The sequence below is a fragment of the Acinetobacter haemolyticus genome, from assembly GCF_003323815.1.
In the GTDB taxonomy this organism is placed as follows: Bacteria; Pseudomonadota; Gammaproteobacteria; order Pseudomonadales; family Moraxellaceae; genus Acinetobacter; species Acinetobacter haemolyticus.
The window spans coordinates 1,854,802-1,879,694 of sequence record NZ_CP030880.1 but is presented as its reverse complement, the minus strand read 5'-3'; the positions used below and the strand labels follow the sequence as shown (position 1 = coordinate 1,879,694).

General features: G+C 37.7%; 25 protein-coding genes. 10 read left to right on the top strand and 15 right to left on the bottom strand.

The features are described from left to right. Window positions 1-99: 99 nt before the first annotated feature. Together DS737_RS08640 and DS737_RS08635 are read left to right on the top strand one after the other, a co-directional pair. Window positions 100-1,686, top strand: a complete 1,587-nt coding sequence (locus DS737_RS08640; protein WP_113997322.1) for a histidine-type phosphatase — start codon at window positions 100-102, stop codon at window positions 1,684-1,686. A gap of 102 nt (window positions 1,687-1,788) precedes the next feature. Next, complete coding sequence (locus DS737_RS08635; RefSeq protein WP_113997321.1) at window positions 1,789-2,532, top strand: adenosylcobinamide-GDP ribazoletransferase; 744 nt, start codon at window positions 1,789-1,791, stop codon at window positions 2,530-2,532. Between the two features lie 64 nt (window positions 2,533-2,596). On the opposite strand, the gene DS737_RS08630 is transcribed toward DS737_RS08635, so the two are convergent. From DS737_RS08630 to DS737_RS16280, 8 genes are all read right to left on the bottom strand, one after another. Continuing rightward, window positions 2,597-4,060 (bottom strand): PepSY domain-containing protein, encoded by a 1,464-nt coding sequence (locus DS737_RS08630; protein ID WP_004639060.1) that lies wholly within the window; start codon window positions 4,058-4,060, stop codon window positions 2,597-2,599. Between the two features lie 3 nt (window positions 4,061-4,063). Beyond that, entirely contained in the window at window positions 4,064-6,172 is a 2,109-nt protein-coding gene (locus tag DS737_RS08625) for a TonB-dependent receptor (protein WP_113997320.1), read from the bottom strand. A gap of 75 nt (window positions 6,173-6,247) precedes the next feature. Further along, window positions 6,248-6,763, bottom strand: a complete 516-nt coding sequence (locus DS737_RS08620) for a hypothetical protein (protein ID WP_113997319.1) — start codon at window positions 6,761-6,763, stop codon at window positions 6,248-6,250. A gap of 128 nt (window positions 6,764-6,891) precedes the next feature. Continuing rightward, window positions 6,892-7,983, bottom strand: a complete 1,092-nt coding sequence (locus DS737_RS08615) for a 3-deoxy-7-phosphoheptulonate synthase (protein ID WP_004639065.1) — start codon at window positions 7,981-7,983, stop codon at window positions 6,892-6,894. Between the two features lie 118 nt (window positions 7,984-8,101). Further along, a complete protein-coding gene (locus DS737_RS08610; protein ID WP_004639066.1) occupies window positions 8,102-8,989 on the bottom strand; it encodes a sulfite exporter TauE/SafE family protein in 888 nt (295 codons plus the stop codon). A 116-nt stretch (window positions 8,990-9,105) separates the two neighbouring features. Further along, window positions 9,106-9,387: a hypothetical protein gene (locus DS737_RS16285; protein ID WP_005080816.1), complete on the bottom strand. Its 282-nt coding sequence runs from the start codon at window positions 9,385-9,387 to the stop codon at window positions 9,106-9,108. Further along, window positions 9,384-10,940, bottom strand: coding sequence for a PepSY-associated TM helix domain-containing protein (locus tag DS737_RS08600; RefSeq protein WP_113997318.1), 1,557 nt, complete (start codon window positions 10,938-10,940; stop codon window positions 9,384-9,386). The genes DS737_RS16285 and DS737_RS08600 overlap by 4 nt, the downstream gene beginning before the upstream one ends. Next, the gene (locus tag DS737_RS16280) at window positions 10,940-11,236 is read right to left on the bottom strand and encodes a hypothetical protein (protein WP_080592148.1); all 297 of its coding nucleotides are present in this window, start codon (window positions 11,234-11,236) and stop codon (window positions 10,940-10,942) included. Before DS737_RS16280 ends, DS737_RS08600 begins: the two co-directional genes overlap by 1 nt. Before the next feature lie 249 nt (window positions 11,237-11,485). Between DS737_RS16280 and lpxB the strand changes: the two genes are divergently transcribed. Then, window positions 11,486-12,670 carry a lipid-A-disaccharide synthase gene (lpxB, locus tag DS737_RS08590; RefSeq protein ID WP_017396754.1) on the top strand — a complete coding sequence of 395 codons (1,185 nt, stop codon included), beginning with the start codon at window positions 11,486-11,488 and terminating at the stop codon, window positions 12,668-12,670. A 32-nt stretch (window positions 12,671-12,702) separates the two neighbouring features. Here the strand turns inward: lpxB and DS737_RS08585 are convergent, their stop codons facing one another. Then, entirely contained in the window at window positions 12,703-13,572 is an 870-nt protein-coding gene (locus DS737_RS08585; RefSeq protein WP_005090589.1) for a DUF2797 domain-containing protein, read from the bottom strand. Between the two features lie 38 nt (window positions 13,573-13,610). Between DS737_RS08585 and DS737_RS08580 the strand changes: the two genes are divergently transcribed. Together DS737_RS08580 and DS737_RS08575 are read left to right on the top strand one after the other, a co-directional pair. Then, window positions 13,611-14,072, top strand: coding sequence for a DUF6231 family protein (locus DS737_RS08580; RefSeq protein ID WP_005080811.1), 462 nt, complete (start codon window positions 13,611-13,613; stop codon window positions 14,070-14,072). 147 nt (window positions 14,073-14,219) lie between these two features. Further along, window positions 14,220-14,819 carry a YidB family protein gene (locus DS737_RS08575; protein WP_004639083.1) on the top strand — a complete coding sequence of 200 codons (600 nt, stop codon included), beginning with the start codon at window positions 14,220-14,222 and terminating at the stop codon, window positions 14,817-14,819. 505 nt (window positions 14,820-15,324) lie between these two features. Here the strand turns inward: DS737_RS08575 and DS737_RS08565 are convergent. The 3 genes from DS737_RS08565 to DS737_RS08555 all read right to left on the bottom strand — a co-directional run bounded on the left by DS737_RS08565 (window position 15,325) and on the right by DS737_RS08555 (window position 17,429). Next, window positions 15,325-16,419: a porin gene (locus DS737_RS08565; RefSeq protein WP_113997317.1), complete on the bottom strand. Its 1,095-nt coding sequence runs from the start codon at window positions 16,417-16,419 to the stop codon at window positions 15,325-15,327. A 255-nt stretch (window positions 16,420-16,674) separates the two neighbouring features. Further along, entirely contained in the window at window positions 16,675-17,088 is a 414-nt protein-coding gene (locus DS737_RS08560; protein ID WP_113997316.1) for an HIT family protein, read from the bottom strand. A 71-nt stretch (window positions 17,089-17,159) separates the two neighbouring features. After that, window positions 17,160-17,429 (bottom strand): YARHG domain-containing protein, encoded by a 270-nt coding sequence (locus tag DS737_RS08555; protein WP_004639089.1) that lies wholly within the window; start codon window positions 17,427-17,429, stop codon window positions 17,160-17,162. Window positions 17,430-17,788: 359 nt separating this feature from the next. Here DS737_RS08555 and DS737_RS16275 point away from each other — a divergent pair, with 359 nt between their 5' ends. Together DS737_RS16275 and DS737_RS08545 are read left to right on the top strand one after the other, a co-directional pair. Continuing rightward, window positions 17,789-18,001 (top strand): hypothetical protein, encoded by a 213-nt coding sequence (locus DS737_RS16275; protein WP_075315572.1) that lies wholly within the window; start codon window positions 17,789-17,791, stop codon window positions 17,999-18,001. Between the two features lie 207 nt (window positions 18,002-18,208). Beyond that, the gene (locus DS737_RS08545; protein WP_171287581.1) at window positions 18,209-18,490 is read left to right on the top strand and encodes a hypothetical protein; all 282 of its coding nucleotides are present in this window, start codon (window positions 18,209-18,211) and stop codon (window positions 18,488-18,490) included. A gap of 78 nt (window positions 18,491-18,568) precedes the next feature. Here the strand turns inward: DS737_RS08545 and DS737_RS08540 are convergent, their stop codons facing one another. From DS737_RS08540 to DS737_RS08530, 3 genes are all read right to left on the bottom strand, one after another. Further along, window positions 18,569-19,978, bottom strand: coding sequence for a molybdopterin-binding domain-containing protein (locus tag DS737_RS08540; protein WP_113997315.1), 1,410 nt, complete (start codon window positions 19,976-19,978; stop codon window positions 18,569-18,571). Window positions 19,979-20,308: 330 nt separating this feature from the next. Then, window positions 20,309-21,181 carry an NAD(P)-dependent oxidoreductase gene (locus DS737_RS08535; protein ID WP_113997314.1) on the bottom strand — a complete coding sequence of 291 codons (873 nt, stop codon included), beginning with the start codon at window positions 21,179-21,181 and terminating at the stop codon, window positions 20,309-20,311. Between the two features lie 3 nt (window positions 21,182-21,184). Then, window positions 21,185-22,270, bottom strand: a complete 1,086-nt coding sequence (locus DS737_RS08530) for an alpha/beta fold hydrolase (protein ID WP_113997313.1) — start codon at window positions 22,268-22,270, stop codon at window positions 21,185-21,187. Window positions 22,271-22,460: 190 nt separating this feature from the next. Between DS737_RS08530 and DS737_RS08525 the strand changes: the two genes are divergently transcribed. The 3 genes from DS737_RS08525 (at window position 22,461) to recR (ending at window position 24,686) form a co-directional block, all read left to right on the top strand. After that, complete coding sequence (locus tag DS737_RS08525) at window positions 22,461-23,648, top strand: O-succinylhomoserine sulfhydrylase (RefSeq protein ID WP_004639100.1); 1,188 nt, start codon at window positions 22,461-22,463, stop codon at window positions 23,646-23,648. 12 nt (window positions 23,649-23,660) lie between these two features. Then, window positions 23,661-23,990: a YbaB/EbfC family nucleoid-associated protein gene (locus DS737_RS08520; protein ID WP_004662103.1), complete on the top strand. Its 330-nt coding sequence runs from the start codon at window positions 23,661-23,663 to the stop codon at window positions 23,988-23,990. Between the two features lie 99 nt (window positions 23,991-24,089). After that, window positions 24,090-24,686 carry a recombination mediator RecR gene (gene recR, locus DS737_RS08515; protein WP_004639103.1) on the top strand — a complete coding sequence of 199 codons (597 nt, stop codon included), beginning with the start codon at window positions 24,090-24,092 and terminating at the stop codon, window positions 24,684-24,686. Window positions 24,687-24,893: the final 207 nt, after the last annotated feature.

Genomic DNA, 24,893 nt, shown 5'->3' with positions numbered 1-24,893 from the left:
ATACAACTGTATTTAAAATTTTTACTGAATGGTTTAATAGAACTGTCATTGCTCCTGTCTATGATACATGGCACTTCTTTATCTATAAGCAAATAATTCATGAATATATTATTTAAAAGCAGTGTGTTATGCGCAAGTGTATTGTTGGCCGCATGTAATAATGATGATCATCAACAATCACAAACAACGCCTGAAAATAATACGCCATCAAAATATTATCAAACTAAAACACCTTATCAGCCCTTACAAGATCTAAAAAAATATGAGCCAACTCCACAAGGATTTGAACCAGTTTTTACTGAATTAGTTGCACGTCATGGTTCCCGAGGCCTGTCCAGTATCAAATATGATTTAGCACTTTATAATCTATGGAAACAGGCAAAGGCTGAAAATGCGCTGACACCATTGGGTGAAAAACTCGGTGCAGATCTAGAAAGCATGATGAAAGCAAATATTCTGTTAGGCTATGGTGTAGAAGGTATTCGCCAATATGGTTATGGTAATGAAAGTCTGACAGGGATATTAGAACATAGGGGAATTGCTGATCGATTATTACAACGTCTACCGAGTTTATTTAAAGCAGCAGAAAACCAACAGTCATCTATTTTGGTGCAGAGCTCAGGTGTTGACCGTGCCGTGGATAGTGCTAAGTTTTTTACTGATGAACTTATTCAACAAAACCATAAACTTAAAGATAAAATTACACCAATTTCTTATACTAGCCTAGCCAGTGAAAGTGTGCCAACAGTTGAAGATGGTGGCGTAGATCGCTTCAAGCTTTATTTCCATAAGTTAACGGCAGATCAAGATTTAACTCAATCTTTATCTGAGCAAGAAAAAGCCGTTTATGATGTGAGCCGGGCTTACCAGAAATTTGCCGAAGAAGATCATGATTTAGCTCAAAAACTGAAAGAGCTGGCAGGTGATATACGGGCTGAAACGGTTGCAATGCAAGTGCTTAAACCAATTTTCAAAACTGAGTTTATTCAAAAACTAGGGACGAATGAGACTTATACCTTTAGCAATAATGGTTCATATAGCGTAGTCGCACCGAAAGGTGAAACCATTACTGAAAAAGGTAAGGGTAAAAATAGCATTACTAGTGCTGTGCATGCAGCCGCGTATTTATATGAGCTTTATTCAATCATGGGAGGTATGCAGAGTGAACTCAAAGGTGTCGATTTTGATAAATATATGCCTGAAGATGCAGCAAAGTTCTATGCAGAATTCAATGATGCCAATGATTTCTATGAAAAAGGGCCAAGTTTTAGCGAGTCCAATCAAGTCACCAGTGCGATTGCACAGGGATTGAAACAAGATCTGTTTAAGCAGGTCGACGCGGTTGTAGATAAACAACAATCACATCGTGCAGTTTTACGTTTTGCGCATGCTGAAATCATTATTCCACTTGCGACGACTTTAGAGTTGTATAACATGATGCAAACTTTGCCATTACGCCAAACCTATAACTATACAAATAGTGCATGGAGAGGTGAGTTGGTATCGCCTATGGCAGCAAATTTACAGTGGGATATTTATCAAAATGCTCAAGGAGCTACCTTAGTCAAAATGCTCTACAATGAAAAAGAAACCTTATTTAAACCCGCTTGTGATTATGCAAGATACCGTACAAATAGCTTTTATTATGACTATTTGAAGCTTAAACAATGCTATCAAATTCAATAATCTAATTTAATAATTTTTTAGGATGGGAATAGAGTTGCTATTCCCATTTTTATTTCTTCATAATGGGTGAATAAAAGATATAGCTTGGCTGAGATTTCTAGCATGACACCTTTTTGGATTGCCTTGCAATTTTTAACTGTTTTACCGATTCAATTAAAAAATATGCCAACCGCAAAGCAAAATGCACAAGCCATTTTGTTTTATCCTTTCATTGGACTATTGATCGGTTTAGTTTTATTTGCATGTTCAATATTGCTATTCAAACTGCCAGCCTTATTGCTGGCAAGTATTATCCTCGTATTATGGATTTGGCTGACTGGTGGATTACATTTAGATGGATTAGCAGATACTGCAGATGCATGGGTCGGTGGTTTCGGCGATCCTGAACGTACACTTAAAATTATGAAAGATCCAGCATGCGGGCCTATCGGTGCTTTAAGTTTGATCATGCTTTGCTTGCTGAAATTTGTCGCTATTTATGTGTTATTAGAACAACAATTATCAGTATTTCTGATTGTAGTACCTGCAATTGGCAGAAGTTCAGCTTTATTTCTTTTTCTCACTACAAGCTATGTGCGAAAACAAGGTTTAGGACGTTCTATTGCTGATTTGATACCGAAGGTATGCTCGTGGACTGTATTTGTCATTACATTATCATTTCTTTGTGTGTTTGAGGGGGCTGGTATTTTCTGTTTAGCAATATTTTTAATGCTGCTGTTTTATCTACGTACGAAGTTCATTGAAAGAATTGGTGGGATTACTGGTGATATGATTGGTGCTTCAATTGAGTTATCAGAGGTATGTGTACTGATGAGTTTCTTGATAGCATTTTATTATCTGCCCTAGACTCAAGAAATTGAATCTCGATAGATATTGATCCTCTCATTGTTTGTGAGAGGATCAAAAAACATTATCTTTTTTTACGGTAGGTACAGAAGCCTAGTATCACCAAAACAGCAATCAATGCAGCGATCAGACCCAATAAAATATCACGAACAATTTTATCAATCGGTAACCAACTCCACTTATGCAAATAAGTAAAACTTTTGCCTTCCAGCGCATCCTGTGCAGTAACTTTTGCAGCAATAACACCACTACTTGGTTCTATATAGAGTCGCAATTGGTTCTTTAAATGAGTGTCAACTCTAACTACAGGTAGGCGTTTATTAATAAAGCCATATTCTCCGCCAAAACTTGTGACCCAAGTACTTTGTCCGATTTTCTCGATCGGTAGATTGAGATAATCAGCAACAAAAAATCTACTTTGCTCAAGTACGTCAATGGGTTTGGCTTTTTCAGCATCAATCCATTGGATCGCAGGCGTCTGATTTTTACTGTGCCCATGATGATCATGTTCTTTAACTGCAGTCATACTGCCTTGAAGGTCCTTTTTACCGATGAGTTGAATCATCCACGCAGCTCGTGTTTGCTCGCGACTATATGAAATAGGTACGAGGTGTAATCGTTGTATCGACTGAGCTGTTGCTAGTTGCCACGACGTTTGATCTAAATCTTGTGTCTTGAAAATAGGCTGAATATTTTTGATCTCAGGCTTCTTTTGCCAAAGATGGTAAAAACCACTGACCACCCAAAGTAAAATAAAGACACTCAGACTGATGCCCAAATAGCGATGCAGGAATCGAGTTGGTTTTTCACGTAAACGATGGTTTTTTCGATTATGAATTTTGAAAAATAATCCAATTCCCATACATGTGATGACGAGTATGCCAATCAGAGCAAACTGCATCAAAAGTGTTTGACCAAACCATTGTTGATTGTTCCATGTCCATGTGTGACCCAAACGGAAAATCCGTGCCATCCACATCTTTTGATCATTTGAAATCGTAGCAAGCCGTGAATGGCTAGGATCTACATAAGCACGTAAACCTTGATCAAAATCGACACGCCAAATTGGCAATAAGCGATTTACACTCGGATAATCATCACTAAACTCTGTAACCAGTTGCGCGAAAACAATACGTTCCTCTGTAAGACCTGTATACCAAACAGCCAAGCGTTTAGCATATTGTAGCTCTGCATTTTCAATACGATGACCCGAATGCACATCGTAGTATTCAGCCATATTTTGGTTTATGCCTAATACACGGTATGCCGTCTGATTGGCATTCACTTGAATCACTTGAAGAGCAGAAAATTGCTCAATCTGATTTTGCTCTAAGACCATTTTTGCTGGTAAAGCATTGTTTAAATCTAGTTGTTGTGGTGGAGGCATTCGTTTCAAAGGCTGCGGTTGTGTTGCACTCATAATTGGATGCAACACACCAGTTAAAGCCCAAAATAAAACCAAAATGCCCAACACCATCCCAAAGCTACGATGAAACTTGAGTAACTTTTTGAGTTGATTGGCATTCATGGCTTATTTTCCAAAATGATAGCGTAAACCTAACAAATAGGTACGCGGTGCCGCAGGCGTAAAGCTCGCTTGATTATTACTAAATGAGGTACTTTCAGCATAATGTACATCTGCAGCATTGATGATATGACCATAGATTTCATAAGCATTACGGCGATAGGTTGCACGTAGGTTTAATACTGTATGCCCATCATATTTTTCGGTATTGGCATCATTGATCCAGTATGAGCCGACATAAACTCCTTCTGCTGATAATAACAACTCAGGAATGGGTTTAATCTGATATTCAACAGTACCGAAAGCTTTTGGAGAGCTCGGCATACGATTGCCATTATAATTTAAGCTCGCTGATGGCTGAAATTGCTTAAATTCATGTTTCGCCCAACTTCCAGATAGTTTCAAGCGTTGATCGTATTGATCAGAAATATTCCAAGTACCACCAATCTCGATCCCTTGATGTCTTGTTTTACCTGCATTACGAGGTTCGCGGGTGTTATCAGGTTTAGTATAATTAATGACTTCATCCTCTCCATCTAAGCGATACAGAGTAACCTCACCATCTAAACGCTCATCGAAAAGTTTAAAGCGTATGCCAAGATCAATATTGTTAAATGTTGCTTCTGACAAATTTGGTGTAACCAGATTTGCACCGTATAAACTGCTTACTTCTGGTGGTACAAAACCTTGTGACCAGTTGCTATAGATATCCAATAGGGGATGTGCATTCCAAATAAAGCCAAGTTGTGGGCTGGCTTTATGGAAGCTACGTGTTTCGTTCGGTGCACCTGTAACATTTGATGGCGTTAAATTATTCTGATAGTCATATTTAATCCAGTCGTAGCGAGCACCAGCGACTAAGTTTAAGTTATCGAATGTTTGCCAATTTAGTTGGGTGTAAATGGCTTGATTGTCAACGTCTACATTGAAGTCGCGTAGCAATTTTCTTGGTTGAAAACCAGTATAAATACGTGTTTCTGGGTCACGAAATACTTCAATATCATTAGTTTTGGCTTTATTTGGCGTATGTTCTGCCATCGTACCAACAATCCATTTCAACTGATCGAAGCTTGTAGCGTGCTGCAAATTTAAACCATACGATTTGAACTGATTATATGTAGTTTGACCCGTGTAAGTCCCTGTAGGCACACCATTTCGCATATCAGTACGAATGCTATAACTTGGGTTCTGTTCAGTGGTGTTATCACGATAATACAGTGTAGCTTGAGTTTGATTGAGCTCATTCCACGCATGGCTAATCTGTGAAGACAGGCGAGTAGAGTCTACTTCACGATAGGTAAATGTCTGATAACTGTAGCCGGGACGCTCACTAAAATCCTTGCCGTTTAGACTTCCTGTCATGTCTGCTTTTAGGTGGTTATAGCTCGCGATATTTTTGATTTGTGTGGCATCAGAAATACGCCAGTCATGTCGAAGCGTGAGACTTTGCTTATTGCTTTCAGCATGATCTTGCCAACTATCGCCACGATCACTTGCGTATCCAGATAAACGTAGACCATGTTCACCAAATTCAGTCGCAAAGGTGTTTGATGCACCTAGATCCAGACGGCGATAACCTTCCGTACTTGAAAGTATACCGATCTCAGCAGTCGGCGTTAGACTTGGCGCTTTAGTTAAAAAGTTTATCGTACCGCCGATGGCATTACTTCCATATAAGCTACTCGCTGGACCACGTAAGATCTCAATTCGATCAATCCCTGCAAGATTAAGTTCATAAAGCGCATTGTGGTTAAATACACCGACGGGACGAACTGAAATACCATCTTCAAGATATTGATAAACTGCTGCAGTCGTGATTGGTTGTCGGATCGACATCATATGTTGTTCATTACCCAAGTCATTCATCAAAACGCCAGGGGTTTGGTTGACTAATTGCCCAATAAAAGTGGCATTTTTGTCTGCCAAAGTTTGATTATTAATTTGGCTAATTGCAGCAGGGGTATTGCTGATAGATTCACCCTCACGACTTGCTGTAACAACGATAGTCGCTAGGGTTTTGGTGTGTTGTGTCGGTACTTCGGCAATCGCCAATGCACTGTAAGTAGCAGATAGACACGCAGCCGTTAAGACTGACAAACGAAAAGAAGTCGTCATTTTGAAAACTCTATAAAAGCATTAAACGAGCCGTATCGCAGCAATGAACTGGATACGAATGTAAAAGTTTGCGATTTATAGAGCGATTGGCGGAGCTTGTTTAAGGGGGGAAATATAGAAAATACGTGGTATGTGCAGATCTTTTGTCCACGCATGGCATAGGCAGCGTACACGACTAAACCAAGCCAATAAGAAAATAAGTATCAAGCCAAGCAATGGAATAATTGCGGCTGCATCTAAACCATAGGTGCACAGTGGACAATGTTTCATGATCTGGCTAGCCAGTGCATAAACTTGTTGTGCATATTCACTGAGTTGCGAACCATGTTGAGCATGCTCAAGGTGATGTTTATGCTGCTCCATCGTATGGTGATGATGTTCACTATGATGGTTGCTGTGCACTTGTACTGATAGCAGCGTGGCTTTTTGAATCTCTGTGACTTGGCAATGCGATGGCATTGCATAAAGTGCGGGTACGACGCCAGTATGTACCATGGTTGGTAATAAGATATGCCAGAGTAAACAAAGCAATGTTACCGCGCCGATCAAGGCACGCCACTTTTGCAAATGTTGACGAAAACTGGAGTTCATATCAACGAGACGTCGTAGGGGGAAATGTGGCAGCAGTATAAATAAAAAAATGTTACAGTTCAAAACATACTTGATTTATCAATAAAAAAAACAGGCCCATGAGAGCCTGTTTTACATCTATTTAAAGATTAACGATTTGGTAAAACATCTTTTAATGCTTCATGCATTTCTAATAATGCTTTTTCAGTGGTTTCCCAATCAATACAACCATCGGTTACAGATTTGCCGTATTCTAGGTCGCATAAATTTTCAGGAATATCCTGACGACCACCTTTTAAGTGACTTTCAACCATGATACCCACGATTGATTTGTTGCCATCAAGAATTTGCTCTGTGATGTTTTTCAAAACTAATGGTTGTAGGTATGGGTCTTTGTTTGAGTTGGCATGACTGGTGTCGATCATGATTTTGGTGCTGACTTTAGCTTTGGCTAAAGCTGCTTCCGCTTCTGCAACTGAGGTTGCATCATAGTTTGGTTTGCCATTACCGCCACGTAAAACTACATGTGCGTATGGATTACCTTTGGTATTGATGATCGCTACCTGACCACTTTCGTTTAAACCCAAGAAGCTGTGTCCATGCTTTACGGATTGCATTGCATTGGTTGCAACTGTTAAGCCACCATCTGTACCATTTTTAAAACCGACAGGTGAAGATAAACCTGAAGACATTTCACGATGTGTTTGGCTTTCTGTAGTACGTGCACCAATCGCTGACCAAGAAATCAAGTCTTGATAGTATTGCGGTGAGTTAGGATCAAGTGCTTCAGTTGCACATGGTAAGCCTTTTTCATTCAATTCGAGCAGCAATCCACGACCAATATGTAGACCTTTTTCGATATTGAAAGAGTCATTCATATCAGGATCGTTAATTAAACCTTTCCAACCAACAGTCGTACGTGGTTTCTCAAAATACACACGCATGATGATGTAAAGTGTATCTTTTACTTTTTCGCTTAATACTTTTAAACGGTCAGCATACTCATGAGCAGCTTTAGGATCATGAATCGAACATGGTCCAATCACAACAAACAGGCGCTTGTCATTACCATCCAAAATATTACGAACGGTATTACGTCCTTTAAGTACAGTTTGAGAGGCGATTTCTGATAAAGGAAGATCGCGTTTGAGTTCTGCAGGCGTAATCAAAGTCTGAATGCTTTTAATGTTAACGTCGTCGATATCTGGCTGAGAAACTGGATTTGACTGTAGAGTATTCATTGCTGTCACAAATTCAATCGAAAGAAGAGGTTAATTTGTCTACGAATATAGCACGAAAAAGCGATTGATTAACTAGCGATTCAAACAAATTGTGTATAAACAATCGGCTATTTGGGGCTTAAACTATTGTCGTAGAATGAGTTGTGTGTTGATTCATGACCACTTGAGCTGTTTCAACAGGTTTCGGTTTTGCTTTCACAGGATTCACAATAAAGTTTAAACCGAGTGCGAAGAGAGTAATACCTAATATTTTTCTGATAAATCTTTCAGGCAATCGTGAGCTAATCAGTGTACCCACAACAATAGCAGGAATTGAGCCAACCAATAGCCACATCAGTAAGCTGAAATCAACATTGCCAGAAGACATGTGGCCTAGACCCGCAACAGCAGTTAATAAAACAGCATGCACGACATCCGAGCCAATAATGCGAATCATAGGTAAATTGGGGAACATGAGTACCAATGCCATGATACCAAATGCACCTGCACCAACAGAGGAGAGGGTTACTAATACACCTAAAACAACCCCCATAATCAAAATATAGCGGCGTTTGTGTTGGAGAGCATGTTGTTCACTTTCCATGTCGGCTTGTTCACGATTTCTAAAGCGATCAAAAAATTTCTCAATCTGAGCACGAAAGATAATTGAAATACCTGTCAAAGTCAGCATCACACCTAATACCATCGTGAGTACCGATTTATAGTGGGTAGATTGACTCAGATGATGCTCAAGTACCCATGTTGTAGCGAAGGAAGCAGGGATACTACCCAATGCAAGCCATATGACAATCGGCCAGACAATATTAAGTTTTTTTGCATGAACCAAAGAACCGCAAAATTTAGAGATCGAGGCATACAGCAGATCAGTACCAATCGCAATATGAGGTTCAATTTTGAATAAGCTAATCAAGATTGGAGTCATCAAAGAACCACCGCCGACACCTGTGATTCCTACGCAGAAACCAACCAATACGCCAGCTAAAATAAATTCAATGGGACCAAACATTGCTGATATGCCTAACTTATACAGAAAACAGCATATCTTATGCTTGTTTTGTATAAGGTGTTGTGATGAAAAATGATTTGCTTATACAAAAAAAAGATAAAGAAGCTATCCTAGACTCAGCCTTTTAATGGTGGTTTGCTGACATCGTTGACCCATAAAATTAACAAGAAAGTAATAGGCGTGGCGAAGATCCACCAACTAATAAAACCTATAGAGCGGCCATATTTCCAACATAACAAAGCACCAGCGATGAACAAACTGAAGAAAGCAATAAGTCTCAAGATCAATCTAAATTGTTTGATGCGATGCTGATATGGGGATTTATTGATTCGTTTATCACTACATTCATAGAGGATGAACATACCGATCAAGATGAGAAATAAACCCATAACAATCATATTGCCACCTTTGATTTAGCTAATTTTGTTTTGATCTTTTGTGTTGCTTTCATTTGAATAGGTTGGATATTGCGATATATAAATAAGGCGAACAATGCGCAAAAAATGAAAAATAGATCTATTCGTAAAAACAGCCAATAACTATTAAAATCAGAAATCAGTTGATTTTGAATAAGATAAATAAAGTCGTAAATTGGCAAGCTGATCGCGAGTATGCCGAAAACAGCAATTTGAGATTTCCATAAATACTGTTTCTTTGTGAATAAAGCCACGATAAAGCTGAAGAGCCAAACGCTAAAAAACGTATAGATTTCATAATTTGGCGTGTTTCCTGAGATATGTACGAAACGATTTGCAAATAAATAGCTCAGCATAGCGATAGGTAAGCCGATAAAAGTTGCAATATTCAAACGGTCAACCAAGTAGTAACCAAAATGGAACTGATTTGACTTATTTTGAATCTGACGTTTTAAGCTCCATAACAACAAACCTGAAGCAATCATTAAACAGCCTAGAATTCCAGAAAGGAAAAAAGCCAGTCTAAGTATTGGTTGAGCGAAAGTCGCCATATGCAGGCTATAAACGCCAAAATTCAAAGTTGCAATAGGACTGTTATTTCTCGTATTCGTTAGAATTTTACCCGTATGGTTAAAACTGATTTGGGCTTGATCAAGCGTAATTGAGCGATCTTCAAGTTGCTTAAAGGTAATGATTGCTTGATCTGTATTGGGATTTTTTGCCTCAATGGTGGCTAGTGCTTGATCTCCCCATTGCTGGCGGACTTGTTTCAATAATTCAGCTACGGTTACCGCTTCTAATGGCTGAGGTGCTGCATTGGATTTCTGTGTTTCGGTAATGGTTCGAATTTCTGTAAAATATTGATAAGGATTATCTGGGTAGAGTTTTTTCATCCCTAAGGGGAGATACAGATAAAAGAATATCGCCAAACCTGTAAAGGTAATGGTCAGGAAAAAAGGTAGTGCTACAACCGAAGATACGTTATGGAAATCAAGCCATGAACGTTGTGACTTGAATGTTCTTAAAGTAAAAAAATCAGTAATTATTTTTTTGTGAGTAATAATCCCTGAAATTAAAACAATGAGCATTACAAAAGCCGCTAAACTTGCAATTAATCGCCCAATCAAAACAGGCATTCCATACAATTGATAATGGAAACGATAGAAAAACTCTCCGCCTTGCGTTGCTGAAAGCTGTAATTCTTGTCCTGTATTTGCATCTAAAGTACGACTTTCATAAGCACCGTCGGCTTTTTCCCAATAAATTTTATTTACGGGTTGTTCCTGATTGGCGACGCTGAAAAACCATGATTTCGCATCGGAAGCATTTTTTTCCAAATACTGCGTTGCAGTTTGAATAGCTGTGTCTTGATTAATTTGATATTCAGCCAGTTGTGGTTGCATCCACAAGTTTATATGGTGGCGATAGTAGGAACTCGTTCCCATTAAAAAAATGGCAAATAATAACCATCCGAAAATTAATCCAGTCCATGCGTGCAACCATGCCATTGATTGGCGAACACCTTTATTTCCCATTAACTTAGACCTACTGATAAGCCAAACAATACGGCCAATAAAATTGAGCTAATCAAAGTAAGTTTAATTAAAGAATTGGTACAGAAGCCGATGAGGACGAAACAAACATAAAATAGGATAGAGATAAACGCTGCCAAAAAGATAGATTCTGCTTTGGCGAATAATAAGGATGTAAATAATTCGGTAAGACTTAAACTCAGATACAGCGTACACAAATAGCCCAGTACAAATACCAAAGCGAAACGATAGAAAATACTTATTCGATAGACGAATGAAAGGGAAGCTGACTTGGCCATAAGTATACTTGTAAAGCAAAAGGGAGAGATAAAGAATCACATGTGAAAATGATTCTTGTTTATATTAATGTTTCATGTATGCACACGCAATCTGTAATTCATCGCAATTCTAGATAATTTTTTTGCTATAAAATGGTTTATTAGATTGAGATCATTTTCACCAATCGTGAACAAATTACAGTATTTACAGTGATTCGATGTAAAATCATTCTGTTAGAATCTTTTAAACTTTTGAATGGGGCGCAGGTCTTGTTAAAGCAAAAACTAAAAATTGGCATCGTTGTCGGGGAAGTTTCAGGAGATACGCTAGGGGTAAAACTCATGCGAAGTTTTCGCGAACAAGGAATTGATGCTGAATTTGAGGGGATTGGCGGTCCACAAATGATCGCAGAGGGTTTTCATAGCTATTATCCTATGGAAATTTTATCTGTTATGGGGATTGTAGAAGTTTTAAAAGATCTGAAAAAGTTGTTTGCAGTACGCGATGGTTTGGTTGAACGTTGGACAGAGCATCCAGTTGATATTTTTATTGGTATTGACGCGCCTGATTTCAATTTGCGTTTATCGAAAACGATCAAGGAAAAGAATCTACCGATCAAAACAGTACAATACGTAAGCCCATCAGTATGGGCATGGCGTCAGGGTCGTGTTCATGGCATCAAACGTAGTATTGACCTTGTATTATGTCTATTTCCTTTTGAAAAAACATTCTATGAAAATTATGAGGTTGCGGCTGCATTCGTTGGACATCCGCTCGCCAAGCAATTGCCATTAAAAAATCCAATTATTGAAGCAAAACATCAACTCGGCTTATCTGCGGATAAAATACATATTGCTTTATTACCTGGTAGTCGTCGTGGTGAAATTGAACGTTTACTACCTTTACTCACTGGTGCTGCCGAGATTTTACATCGTAAATATCCTGAGTTAGAGTTTTTGATCCCAGCGATTAATGAAGCACGTAAGCATCAAATTGAACAGGGTATTTTAAATCTAGACATCACACTCAAGTCGAAAATTCATATCCTGGAAAACATTGATTCAGAATCAAAAATTGGCCGTATGGTGATGAGTGCCAGTGATATTGTGGCACTTGCATCGGGTACAGCAACGCTGGAAGCCATGCTATTACATCGACCGATGGTAACTTTTTATAAGTTGAATTGGTTAACGTATCTTATTGCAAAATTCTTGGTCAAAATTCCATATTATTCATTACCTAATATTATTGCAGGTAAGAAAGTAATCGAAGAACTTATTCAAGCCGACGCCACGCCACAAAATTTAGCTGCTGAAATTGAAAGATTGATGGATCATGAAACAGCGCACATTCAAATGATGCAACATTTGAGTATGCATAAACGATTGATTTCCGGAGATACTGAAGATCCAGTTCAAGCGATTTTGCATTGTCTGGAAACAGAGTCGAATTAAAAAAAGGTGGCTTATAAATGCCACCTTTTTACTTACGCACGTAGAATTAACTCATAACCAGTGTATTTACGAATATTAATGACACCAATGTCCAATAATAAATACTGACCTTTAATACCCTGTAATACACCACGGATTTTTGGGGTTTTATCTAAATTCAAGGATTTAATTTTTTCAGGATAATGTTCAACAGGGTAAATGAATTCATGTGGCAATTCATTGTCTAAGAACTCTAAACCCTCATCAAACTCAAGATTTTGACTGAACTCCTCACGAATGCTTTGAATTTTTGGAGCAAACTCCTCGATGATTTGATCACGTTGTTCAACCAAGTTCAGTGGTTCTGCTTCACCTTTAAGGAGTTTTCGCCAGTCAGTCTTGTCTGCAATCTGTGTCCCGAACATGGTTTCCAAATGCCCAGACAATCGACGTGAACCCACTTTCATGATCGGCAGTGCTTGAGTCGCACCTTGATCTAACCAACGTGTGGGCATATTTACGATACGTGTAATTCCGATTTTGAGCGCACTTGAATTTGCTAAATACACGATATGAGGCTGGAAGCAGACCTGATGTGCAAAATCATCTTCACGGCAAGTACCGAGATGATAATGGCAGGTTTCAGGCTTCATAATACACAAATCACATTCAGCCTTGGTTTTAAAGCATTTGAAGCAGTGTCCTTGTGAATATGACTTTGGTGTTTTCGCACCACAAGATGTACAGAAAATATTTCCTGTCCATTCGATCTCTATTTCTTGTCCCAGATTAAACGGTAGATCAGTTTCTGAACGATCTAATATAAATTTATATTCAACATTTGCCTTGCGCGTTGATTGATCAGTTACACTATGCGCTGTGAGTGCTGCATGCATTTTATGACAAATGCCTTGTAGTTCCATGAATAAACTCTCATCTTTCTCAATCAAGGGTTGCAGTTATGGCTGAACAAAATGTCATCACTTCTATGCTAGACGATTTATCTCAGGAACAGCCCATACATACTGCACTTTGTATCGGTCAACAGATTGACCAAAATGCTTCAATTCAATGGCATCATTTTAACGTAACTGACTTTTTAAATCTGCCTTTTACTCAGCGTTATGATTTAGGTTTTGTATTATTTGACACCGAAGAAATGCAAAATATTACAGAAACACAAAAAGCACAGTTATTGGTAAGGTTACGTGACCTTATGGCAAAACGAATTGTGGTCGTGAGTAAAATTGATGACGAAAAGTTATTACGTTCACTTGGTTTCACTCAATTAATTGATAAAACAACACATGAAAGCAATTTTGCCTTGTGGCAGTTTAATATTTTGACCTATAAGCATGTGCCAGATTGGTTCAATTCCAAGTTTTGGGCAAACCCAGAAAACTGGGATAAATTCCGTTGGTAAATATCATGAACTGTTGAACTATTTGATCGCTATCATCTGATTGAGTGTGTGTTCAAGTTCTTGCAAAATTTAACAATTCAATTTTGTTCTATACTTTCAAAGCAGCGTATGCTTTTTGGATAAATATTCCAAAGGAACATATGCGTCATGACAGATTTAAGCAATATTGTTGAAATGTTAGCAAAACAAGCTTTAGGCGGTCAGCAACAATCGAGTAGTGGGCTAGGTGGTATTCTTGGTTCTGTATTAGGACAAATGGGTGGACAACAGGGCAACTCCAATCAACAAGGCGGTTTGGGCGGAATACTTGGTTCTGTGCTGGGTCAATTGAATGGTGGTAATCAACAAAGTAGCGCCAAAGGTGGAAATTCAGCCCAAACTTTGCTTATAGCCGTTTTGCCCCTAATTTTGGCTTGGATTCAAAAACAAGGCGGTTTGCAAGGTGCGTTGGACAAATTAAAAAATGCAGGTTTGGCGAACCAAGTACAAAGTTGGGTTGATCCTAATCAGCCAAATAATACAGATATACCAACTCAAAACATGCAAAGTTTATTTGATGACCAAGATGTTGAGCAAGTTGCACAGCAAACTCAGGCGCCTAAACAAGCCATTTATGGCGCAATTGCATCGGTTTTACCGCAGGTGATCGACTCTTTAACGCCACAAGGGAGTGGTACTAATCCACAAGAAGCGAATAATGATATTCAAAATGTTTTGAATCTAGTGAGTGGTTTTTTGAAGAAGTAAATATTAAACGTAATAGATTTATAAGATAAAGCTCATTTGAATATGGGCTTTGTTTTTTTAGAGTTTAAATTTAGGAGATAGAATGACTGTAGCAGGTTCTGGAGTGGGCTTCTTTTTAATATTTTTTATCTATTTCGTCATCACTTTACCGATGTTGATACTTGTTGCTTTTTTTATTAAAGAATTCCGACAAAAGTTATTTATCTTTTCATCTCTCTTATCGATTTTATTTATACCATCTTTATACAAAGACGTTTATTTTGTAGTAGAAAAAAATATTTGGGAAAGCTCCCAATTACTTGGAATAATTTGGCTGTTTTTCTCCACGATACTGCTGATCATACTTTTAATTTATTATGTTTTAAGAAAGGATCATTTTTTTAAAATTTTATGGTATTCATTTATTTCAATTGTTTTCATGAATGTAGTGGCAACGATTTATCTATTCTCTAAATGAAAAAAGGGCATAAAGCCCTTTTTTACTGATTAGGAAATAAGCTTCAAATTAGAAGTTATATTCCATACCTAAACCAATAGTTGTTTTCTTATCATCTTTCACTAACCAATCACGTTTTTGCTGACCAACTACGCCATAGAAACGTGCTTGTTTATTGATTTGATAATCAGCACCTAGACCATAAAGATCTTGTTTACGATCATCACGACCATTCGACTCTGTCGTAGCAGAAATATACTGTGCTTTTAACTTAATCGGAGTAGAAGGGATTTTGTATGCTGCTGTTACACCATATGCATCTTCTTGTAGGCCTTTATAAGAGGTTACATCAGAACCACTGGTTGTCGTCACAGTATCGTCTGTAGGTTGAGCAGTTTGCCATAAAGCGCCCAAAACAAAACCATCAAAACCTAATTTCGTGAAATCAAGTGAACCTGTTACACGGATTGCATCTGTATAAATACCAGATAATCCATATGCGCCATATTTAGAAGCAATACCATAGTTTCCAGCTACTGCAGCAGCTAAACCATAATCTTTGTTGTCATAAGTGATCGAAGCAGAAACACCGTCTCCAAAACCATCACGACTGCCTTTGTAACCATTAGCTGCATTTTCTTTAGTAGAAGACTCTTCACCTTGTTGGAACATGATGTTGAAAGCCAAACCACCTAATAATTTTTTATCTGTTTCAAAACCGATCACATTATTCAAACGATCTTCACCAGCTAGGACAGCAGTCATATCAAGTTCATTGTGATCGTTATAAATATCTTGGTTATTACCAGCTGCTGTTTTGAAATAAGAGTCGTATTTACCAACTTTTAATGTACCAACGCCATCAGATTTAAGACCAATAAAGCGATTGCGTTGAGTTAATTCTCTGCCATCTTTATCTTCACTGTCTGCATTAACTTGCCATTCGATTAAGTAAACAGCAGAAAGGTTTTCAGTTAATTTTTCTTCGCCTTTTACACCAATACGAGATGCATTTGAGTTTACTTTTGTTACGCTTTCGTCTTTAAAGCCATTCTTATCAATTTGATCGAGCGTCACATTGAGCTTACCATACAATGTTGGTGCTGCTTGCGCTGCATTCATGGCTAATGTTGCTACAGTAGCAGCAAGAAGCAATTTTTTCATTGAGATTTCTCCAAAACACTTTTTTGTAAATGGCTGTTGCCTTAGTTACTGTTATAAGTTTGCTTATGTACAAAAAGTTACATAGCTCACTAACTTGTATGCAGTATCGGTAAACTTTGTGACAAAGAAGTGAAGGAAAAATGACAGTTTTATGACGGTTAAGTTCGGATTAAAGCTAGATTTATTGTTGATTTTTATACAAATAGTCAAAAATAAAAAACGGAGCAGAAGCTCCGTTTTTAATGATTACAAAACTTAAAGAGCAGCTTTGATCTTTTCAGCCAGCATTTTAATCTTTTCTTGATCACCCATTTGAGCTGCATGGCGACCAAGCTCATGGATTGAACTTGGAATCAGATGAAAATGTATATGCGGTACAGTTTGACCAGCAGTAGAACCGTTTAGTTGCATTAATACAATCCCTTTTACGTCTAGCGCCTTTTCCATCGCTTGAGCAATTTTCTGCACGATTTGAATCGTATAAGCAGCGGCATCGGCAGGAAGGTCTAGCAGGGTAACGGCTGGGGTCTTTGGAATCACTAAAGTGTGACCATCGGCTTGAGGCATGATATCCATAAAAGCAAGAACTTGTTCATCTTCATAAACTTTTATCGCTGGTAATTCACCACGCAGGATTCTTGCAAAAATATTTTGGTCATCGTATGCCATGATTAGTCCTTTAAAATAATTCTCATGGAGCGAATCGATAATTTTTATCGACATTAGCCTAGAGAATATGCTTATTTACAATTCAATTCTTTTTGACGCGCTTTAATTTCATCTAAGCGTTGTTGTTCTTTTTCAGAAAACTTAGGCTTAGTTGTGTGGCAGTTTTCATTACCGTATTTTGCTTTTGCATCAGCATCTTTGAAGCAGAAGCCTTTAGAGGCATAGATAAGGTTATAGTTATCTTGTAACTTTTTACATTCTTGCTCTGAAGCGGAAGCTTGCATACTGAAACTTGTCAGTGCGGCGAAACTTGCAAAAACTGCAACTGTAAACTTCTTCATGAGGTATTCCTCTCGTTATGAATAAGCACTAAGTTGAACCTAGTGCATGTACTAATATAAGGTTTATTGATGAAATTTCAATAAAACTATATTATTTGAGTGTAATTTTACTCCATAATTTATTCTTAATTATAGTAAAAATTGTTTTATATCAATATCTTTTGAGAAATTTTGACATAGTAGACTCTTTGGTTTTTTTAGACAGATTTGTCTGATCTGTTTTCTGGTTTTTAAATTTAATTCAAGCGATTTTGCATTTTTAGTTAACGTTTTGATGTTATAACTCATAAATTTTAGTCATAAGACATTCACGGAATAGTTTGTTAGATTATGTGACTTTTATAGTAATCAATGGAATTATGAAGACATTTTTAATTGCGTTTACACTGGGGTTAGGGCTTGTTGGCTGTGTATCTTCGAATTATGAAAGTATAAATAAAGCTCCAGTTGTTCCTAAGAACGAAGCTTACAATACCTTTAAAATGCCTGAGCATGGGGTTATTACGGATCAGGATGTACATAACTTACCTGAACATGCCAATCTGAATACGAAATACACGATAAGCTTCTGAGTAAAAAATTAGTTAGAGATTTTACATAACTAAGTCCTTGAACTTTAGGGTTCAAGGTCAGATAAATACTAAATTTAGTTACCTAGACCAACGGATGATAAGTCCGCTGCTCTATGCAACGATAAAGTAAAGCATCAGTTTTTTTGTAATGACTTTGTTTTTACTGTTTGGTAAATTATGTGAATTAAATAATAAGAGTTTTATAGAATGAAATACTTAATACTCGCAATAATTTCAATTTTAATGTCAGTCACTACTTTTGCCAGAGAAACAAATTCAATGCGTTCCGCCTATGAGCTTGTTAGCATTGGAGATAGTGAAAGCGATTTAATTAGAAAGATGGGGAAGTCTTATCCAAGATATTTCAAACATAGAGATGGCCGATCTTTTTGCAGTGCAACAGAATATATTTATGAGATTGATATGCAGGTTTATACAGTTTGGGTATGTAATGGGAAGATATTTAAAATTGATGTGAATAATAAATAATTTTGCTAATAAAAAACCATGACAAAAATTAAGTTATGGTTTTTTATGCGATGTATAACCTTTGTTATAAATTTACATTTAATCAATCTTCATAAAATAAATCATTTCATTTGCTTGAATTGGCTGTTCAGAAAAAGGGATGATTGCAATACAGTTCGCGGTAAGAAATGGTTGGATTTGATACGAATTCTGCTGTTCAATCATTTCTAAGGAATATTCGCCATCATTGTGTAGTTGATATTTGCCCCATAACAATTTCTTTTGACTGGAATCTGTTTCAATTTTTTGTTTGGTGAAACCCTTTATAAATGTTTTGTTGAAAAAATCGACGTCATGTTTATTTAAGATATACTTCACCATGAAATGCATGAGTAAGGCAATGTCTTGCATATCACCGGGTAGATTAATGATCGTCGCTTTATCTTCGGTGATAACGGTTTTAGAGCCTCTCGGATTACCTTGATCATCAAAGAGCGGTACGATTTCACGTACTTGAGGAGTTCTAGGCATGCTTCTAATAATGCCCATTTCTGCAGCAGGGATAGAGCGTGTTTGGAAATTTGAGGGCATACTGCCAGGATCAAAAGTCGTAAGTCTACCGATTGAAAATACAGAACCACCAACATTCTTATGTGTACATAGAATCATGACATCAAAATTAGGAATATGTTCTTCAAAAAAAAGATTATAACTTTCCCAATCTGTTGTTAATGTTTCATCTAAAGTAAGGTCTTTTTCTTTCTTAAGGCTATTGAACGCTGAATCATAACGCTGTGGTTTAAGCAGTTTTATCTCGACATGATCGTAACCCCACGTTTTTAAAACGTCTTTAACGTACACGCTTTCTTCACAAAGTGAATGCTCCTCATCAAAACTATGCATACTCACAACTAGTATTCGTGGATTTCTATAAATTGTGAGTTCTTTAACCCCAGCTCGTCTGAGTGCAATCAATTTTTCTGGTGAGACTTTTTCATTTTTGGCTAAGATTAGATCACCTCGTTTAATTACACTGCCTTGCTGAATAACGCCTTGCATTGTAGAGACAGGTGCTATAATTTTTTTATTATCATAATCAGAAATATCTAAACGATTATCATCTTCTGCAATAACAGCATCAACAGATTCAGGTAATTTCGTATATTGTGGAATCCTGAGTAGATTTTTACCACTCAGATCTAGTTTATATGGGTTCACTGAACGATAGAGTTGTGATCCCCAGCAGTACAGGTTATCGATTAATACTGGCCGTTGTTTACTTGCAGCTTGAGTTAATTCTGAACTAATAGCCCAACCGGTGTAAGCAGATAGGTTATGTGTTGGATAGTCCTGTAAAGCATAAATATCAGCTGCGTTTACTTGATTAAGCGCCATTTGTAAGTCTACAGTATCCTTTAGTTCCCCTAGAGGAAGCTGCATAAAAAGGCGATAATAAATTGTAGTCAGATCATATGGAAGATCTTCAGGTACAGGAAATTTATTAAGCATGAATGTAAACCCAAGATACATCTAAAATTAGTAGCTGTGATTAGCTGTTAAGGTAAATACTACACAACTAAACCCAATATGAATTATGTTATATTTAACATGAAATTTAATATATTTAAGTGGAAAAATTCCAAAATAAATTATTCAACTATTTTGAAGTTAAGAGAAATAATAAACTAAAAAATATAAAAAATTAATTGCTTAAATATATTGGTTTTTTGTGATTAATAAATAGTTTATTATTCTATTTTTCTGAATTACGTTAAAAAAACCGCTCAAAATAGCTGTTTCTTTAACGTAATAATTAAATGGAATTTTTAAGTTATAGATTTATTCCAATGTGATTTTACTCCAAGACTCATACATTTTTACAGCAGCCGAAAAGTCACTATTAGGCTCAGCCGTTAAACTTGCCGCTTGGATTAGACTTTGTGTCAAAGAGAGGATTGGTGCAGGTAGTTTTGCATCATGAACTAAATCTAAAGCAATTCCAGTATCTTTCGCTAGCAATGGTAGAGCAAAGGTCACAGGAAATTCACGGCTTAACACACGTTGCGGAAAAATATTTTCTGTGACAAGACTTTTACCACTCGATGCATTGATACAATTTAATGCTGCATCGAGATTTACACCATGTGCTTTTAGAGTAGAAAAGCCTTCTGCGACTGACCATAAGTTTACCGCGAGTAGCATATTATTAATTGCTTTTACTGCAAAACCAGCGCCAGAATCGCCAACATGTTGAATCAACTTACCTAATGCCGCCATCGCTGGGTATGCACGTTCAAATGCATTAACATCGCCACCCACCATAAAAGTTAAAGTTGCATTTTCAGCACCAATCGTTTGACCACTTACAGGAGCGTCAAGAAAATCGATATTTTGAGGCTTTAACTTTTCAGCTAACCGCTGAGCAGCCTCTGGCACTCCACTGGTACAGTCGATCCAAATCGCACCTGATTTAATTTCAACACTGTCAATTAATGTTTCAACATCTTGGCTGGTCGGTAAACAAGAAAAAATAATATCTGCTTGTACAGCTTCGGATAGTTCAACTGCTGTGGTGCCATATTCTGTTGCATGTTGTTCAGCTTTACTGAAATTTCGATTCCAAACCAAGACCGTATCGAAATGCTTTGGTAAATGTGCCGCCATGCGAAAACCCATAGCGCCTAAACCGATAAATGCAACAGATTGAATCATTGTCTACCTTCTTATTAGCGTTGATCGTTCTGACAGCCAATTTGTAAGTGTTGGCCAGAACTCAATTGAACTATTTTGACTAGACATTAAACCTAAATGTCCGCCCGGTATCAAGGTAAACGTCACATCTTGGCTACTGGTCAGTTGAGTTAAAGGAAAAGCGGCATCTGCTGTAACCAATTGATCACTTTTCCCTGCACCGACCAAAAGTGAACAATTAATATTTTTCAATTCAATGGTTTTGTTCTTGAGGGTAATTGCACCATTCTTCAGAGGGTTCTGCATCCAAACATTAAACAGCATGTCTTGGTTAATACCACCCGGATAATCAATCATGTTGTTTAAGAAATGGCTCAGTGTCGCATCTTCTTGTACAAGTTTAAGATTATCCAAGTTTTTTAATAATTGGATATTTCCATCAATCCAGCCTTTAGGATCAAGAAGTTTAAATCCAAGGGAGTTTAAAAAACCCGGAGAATGAATCATTACTTTGGGTAAGCGGTTATAAATGTAATTTTTAATTTTTTCATTTCGTGAAGTCACATAAGCAAGTGTTTTATAGAGTTTGCCGATATAACCAGATGCATAACTATCAATTGGGCTACCAAGCACCACGAGATTTTTGACAGCATTAGGTTGATGTCGTGCGGTATAAAGTGTGACAAAGATGCCAGCCATACTCCAACCATGTAGTGAAATTTTTTCAGATTTAGAATGCTTTTGAATTGCTTCAATACACCGTGGAATAAACTTATCAAGAAAGGAAAGAAAGTTAATTTGATAATTTTTATAGGTGAGTTTACCCCAATCAATCAGATAGACATCAAAACCAGCCTCTTGGAAATGTTTGACTAAAGAGCGATAAGGATAGAGGTCATAGATATCCATGTTGATGGCGAGTGGAGCAACAAAAACCAGTGGCTCTTTGTAGCGTTTATTCTCAGATGCATAAAAGCGCACACGGGTTTGTTTAAATTGAGCGATGACTTGATAGGGTGTTGATTGGGACAGCACGAGTTTGTCAGATTCAAATACGCGCATAGCGAGATGTTTAAAATTTATTTTTTGCTGTTCCACAAGCGATTTCATCTATGAAAGTCTCATCATGAGTCAAGATTGCACGAAGTCTAAGCGATAATTTCATCTTATGCCTTGACCTTAAATACATTAGGCGATCAAAATGTTGGCATATTTAGACAGGATTTGATAACCCTTTATAAAAATTATTACTTTTTTATAAAGGAAGATTGAGACCATTGATCATAAGGCATACAAAACGATGAATCCAAGCGATGATTTAGAATACCAACTTGAAACACTGGCCATTCGTACTGGGCATGATCGTACCTTTGAAGGTGAACACAGTGAACCTATCTTTTTAACGTCATCGTTTGTCTGTGAGAGTGCTGCCGATGCTGCTGCCAAGTTTTCTGGGCAAATCGCGGGGAATACATATTCACGGTATACCAATCCGACTGTACAGGCATTTGAGAAGCGTTTAGCGGTGCTTGATGGCGCAGAACGTGCTGTAGCGACCAGTTCAGGTATGGCGGCAGTGCATGCGATCTGTATGGCGTATCTGAAAGCAGGCGATCATGTGATTTGCTCACGCGCTGTATTTGGTTCAATCATCGCTTTGTTTGAAAAATACGTTGCTAAATTCGCAGTTGAAGTGACTTTTGTTGATTTGGGTGATCTTGAGGGATGGAAACAAGCGATTCGTCCAAATACGCGTTTACTCTTTATCGAAACACCATCTAATCCATTGGCGCAAGTGGGTGATATGCAGGCAATTGCAGATATTGCACATGCACATGGTGCTTTGTTTGCAGTAGATAACTGTTTCTGTACGCCAGTATTACAGCAACCAATTAAGTTTGGTGCAGATTTAGTTTTATACTCAGCAACGAAGTATATCGATGGTCAAGGTCGTGCTTTGGGGGGTGCAGTAGTTGGAAAGCATGACCTGCTTGAAGAGATTAATGGGGTTATTCGTACCCTAGGTAACTCAATGAGTCCATTCAATGCTTGGATTTTCTTAAAAGGCTTAGAAACGCTGAGCATTCGAATGAAAGCCCATTGTGAAAATGCGCAGAAATTGGCTGAGTGGTTACAACAGCATGATAAAGTGGAAAAAGTTTATTATGCGGGTTTACCAAATCATCCAGGCCATGAGCTTGCCAAGAAACAGCAAAAAGGTTTTGGTGGCGTGGTATCGTTTGTAGTGAAAGGTGAGCGTCAAGCTGCTTGGACGGTGATTGATAATACTCGTTTCTTGTCCATTACCAGTAATCTAGGTGACGTTAAGTCAACAATTACCCATCCAGCAACCACCTCACATGGTAGAATGTCGGCTGAAGCTAAACAAGCCGCAGGAATTGAAGAAGGCTTAATTCGTGTGTCTGTCGGTTTAGAGGACATTAATGATATTATTCGTGATTTATCACGCGGTTTAGATTTAATTTAACGAGAGAAACTTATGAACATTAATATGCTCATGCAGCAAGCTCAACGCATGCAAAAGGATATGGAATCGAACCTTAAAAAAGCCAAAGAAGAGCTTGCGAACACCGAAGTTCATGCTGAAGCGGGTGGTGGTTTAGTTAAAGTAACGATGACTTGTCGTAATGTCGTTAAACGTATTGAGATTAGTCCAGATCTTTTACAAGATGAAGCCGATATGATTGAAGATCTAATTGCAGCGGCAATGAATGATGCGGCGCGTCAAGCTGAAGCGATTTCTGAAGAGAAGTTGCAAGGTGCAAATTCTGGTATGGGCTTACCGCCAGGTCTATCTGGTTTATTTTAAATCCCTCCGAGCCTCCCTTTCTTGCGATACTCTAATCGCATTTTGGGGAGGGGCTGCCTTCATTAAAGAGGGATTGGCGGAGATTCTGAGAGTTAATTTGTGTTTAGTGAAAGATTTGAACAATTAGTTCAAGCATTGCGTATCCTACCGAGTGTTGGTCCAAAGTCTGCGCAGCGTATGGCATTACATTTATTGATGAAAAACCGTGAAGGAGCATTTGCTTTGTCACATGCTTTGCATGAGGCTTCTAGTCATATTCATGAATGTCATATTTGTCATTCTCTAACCGAAAATGAAATCTGTGATATTTGTGCATCGACTGAGCGTGATGAGCAGTTACTTTGTGTGGTTGAGTCGCCTGCAGATGTGATGGCGATTGAACAAAGTGGTAGTTTTAGAGGTAAATATCATGTCTTGGGTGGACACTTATCACCTTTAGACGGAATTGGCCCTGAAGAAATTGGTATTCCCTATTTGATTCAGCGTTTGAGTGAAGGGAAGGTCCAAGAGGTGATTTTGGCAACCAATGCAACAGTAGAAGGCCAAGCGACAGCGCATTATTTGGTAGAGGCAACCAAGCATTTACCGATTCATATGACACGCATTGCACAGGGCGTACCACAAGGCGGTGAGTTGGAATATGTTGATAGTCATACTTTAAGTCAAGCTGTACATAACCGAATGCGGATGAAATAACAGTAAAATAATCATTTGTGGATATTTATTTTAAATTCATGCTGTTAATTTAAACAAATAATTAACTTTTACATTTTGTCTAACATTATTCTAGATCTATTTAGCGCAATGTATGGCACTATTAGCAGGCGAAAAGGATTTTCGTTTTTTTGATTATAGGGAAGAGGAGTAATTTCATGTGCAAGTGGAATACTGATTGAGTTTTGC